This is a genomic window from Streptomyces spiramenti, assembly GCF_012034385.1.
In the GTDB taxonomy this organism is placed as follows: domain Bacteria; phylum Actinomycetota; class Actinomycetes; order Streptomycetales; family Streptomycetaceae; genus Streptomyces; species Streptomyces spiramenti.
Genome location: NZ_JAAVJB010000403.1, coordinates 1 through 2,348, shown reverse-complemented (window position 1 = coordinate 2,348; position 2,348 = coordinate 1). Strand labels below are relative to the sequence as shown.

The 2,348-nt window shown below is 74.4% G+C and carries 2 protein-coding genes; both read right to left on the bottom strand.

Features of this window, described 5'->3' with window-relative positions:
- Nucleotides 1-1,468 (bottom strand): GTPase HflX (gene hflX / locus HCJ92_RS23665; protein ID WP_167935653.1); only part of this gene is annotated, 1,468 nt, incomplete at its 3' end.
- 401 nt (nt 1,469-1,869) lie between these two features.
- Nucleotides 1,870-2,348, bottom strand: a 479-nt coding sequence (locus HCJ92_RS23660) for a bifunctional (p)ppGpp synthetase/guanosine-3',5'-bis(diphosphate) 3'-pyrophosphohydrolase (RefSeq protein ID WP_167935652.1), incomplete at its 5' end; no start/stop codon positions are given.

Sequence of the window (2,348 nt, the reverse complement as noted above, 5' to 3'; positions counted from 1 at the left end):
CCGCGGAGCGGAGCTCCGCGGCCAACTCCTCGTGGACCCGGGCCCGGAGGCGCGTGCCCTCGGTGGTGTGCTCCTCCGCCAGCACCTCGCCCTCGGTGTGGGCGCGCGAGACGAGCGCACCGGAGGTGTAGGGCACCACGAGGTCCAGCTCGACGGCGGGGCGGGGCAGTTCGTCGTCGATCCTGGCCAGCAGCTCCTCGATGCCCGCGCCGCTGTGGGCGGAGATCACCATGGAGCGGCGCTCGGCGCGGACGAGTCGCTGGAGGACCAGCGGGTCGGCGGCATCCGCCTTGTTGATGACGACGATCTCCGGCACCGACTGCGCGCCGACGTCCCGGATGACCTCGCGGACCGCGGCGAGCTGCTCCTCGGGCGCCGGGTGCGAGCCGTCCACGACGTGCAGGATGAGGTCGGAGTCGCCGACCTCCTCCATCGTGGAGCGGAACGCCTCGACGAGGTGGTGCGGCAGGTGCCGCACGAACCCGACGGTGTCCGCCAGGGTGTACTGGCGACCGCTGGGCGTCTCGGCGCGACGCACGGTCGGGTCCAGCGTGGCGAAGAGCGCGTTCTCGACGAGCACGCCGGCGCCGGTGAGCCGGTTCAGCAGCGAGGACTTGCCCGCATTGGTGTACCCGGCGATCGCCACCGAGGGGACCTTGTTGCGGCGCCGCTCCTGGCGCTTGACGTCGCGGCCGGTCTTCATCTCCGCGATCTCCCGACGGAGCTTCGCCATCTTCTCGCGGATGCGACGCCGGTCGGTCTCGATCTTGGTCTCACCGGGACCGCGGGTCGCCATGCCGCCGCCGGAGGAGCCGGAGCCACCGCCGCCCATCTGCCGGGAGAGCGACTGACCCCAGCCGCGGAGTCGCGGCATCATGTACTGCATCTGCGCCAGCGCCACCTGCGCCTTGCCCTCACGGGACTTGGCGTGCTGCGCGAAGATGTCGAGGATCAGGGCGGTGCGGTCGACCACCTTGACCTTGACGACGTCCTCCAGGTGGATGAGCTGGCCGGGGCTGAGCTCACCGTCGCAGACGACGGTGTCGGCGCCGTTCTCCGACACGATGTCACGCAGCTCCTGCGCCTTGCCCGACCCGATGTAGGTCGCGGCGTCCGGCTTGTCGCGGCGCTGGGTCACCCCGGCGAGGACCATGGCGCCCGCCGTCTCGGCGAGCGCGGCGAGCTCCGCGAGGGAGTTGTCGGCGTCGGCCGCGGTGCCGGAGGTCCAGACACCGACGAGCACCACGCGCTCCAGGCGGAGCTGCCGGTACTCGACCTCGGTGACGTCCTCCAGCTCGGTGGACAGTCCCGCGACGCGCCGCAGCGCGGCGCGCTCCTCGCGGTCGAACTGGTCGCCGTCGCGTTCGGCGTCCAGCGTGCTCCAGGAGACGTCCTCCTCCATCAGGGCGTCGGCCCGGCGGTCCGTGGTGCGGGGCTGGTTCTCCTGAGAAGCTGAAGAGAAGGTCAACGGGGTCCTTTCGTCCGAGCGAGCCACGCCGCGACGGCCCGGTCGGGCCGAGGCAGGGGCGCGGTCTCAGTGACAACGCGTGGCCGGTCGGAGGGATTCCCTGGTCGGCCCTGGATCTCCATGGTGGCACGGCCCCGACCGGCAGTCACCCGGTTTCCCCCATGGCGGAAGGGCGGGCGGTGCACCTCTCCCCCGGTCGGCTGCGCGACCCGGGGGCCGACGCGTCCGGTGACCCGGCCCGGGCGGCCACCACCCTGGGTCACGGACGTGCCGGGTCCGACCGCCGGACGGGCAGCCGGGCCCGGCACGTGGGGGCCGGGCCCCCCACGTGGGCACCGGACGGTGCCGTGCGAACCGCGCGCGGCGGCGCGCACGAACGCGCGGGCCGGGCCCGGAACGGGTCAGCCGCGCCCGGCCGCCACGGGCAGTGCCCGCGAGACGTCGTACACGCCCGGCACGCCGCGCATCACCCGCATGAGCCTCGGCAGCCCGGTGGCGTCGGGCAGGTCGAGCGTGTACGTGTGGCGCACGCGGTGCTGCCGGGGCGGCTCCACCTCGGCGTGCACCACGGCCGCGCCCTCGTCGGCGAGGGCGTCGGTGAGATCGGCCAGCAGCCGCGGCCGGCCCAGTGCCTCGGCGCGGAGTGTGACGCGACAACCCGAGCTGGGTGAACGCCACGTCACGGCGACGGCCCGTCGGCCCGCGCCCGCCATACCGGCAGCCACGGGGCAGTCCGCGCGGTGCACGGCGACGGTCCCGCCGCGTACGGCGAACCCCGTCACCTCGTCCGCGGGGACCGGAGTGCAGCAGCGGGCGAGGCGCGGCGGGCCGCGGTGCCCGTCGCTCACCTCCACCGCGTGCTCCGGTTGCGGCCGGCGCG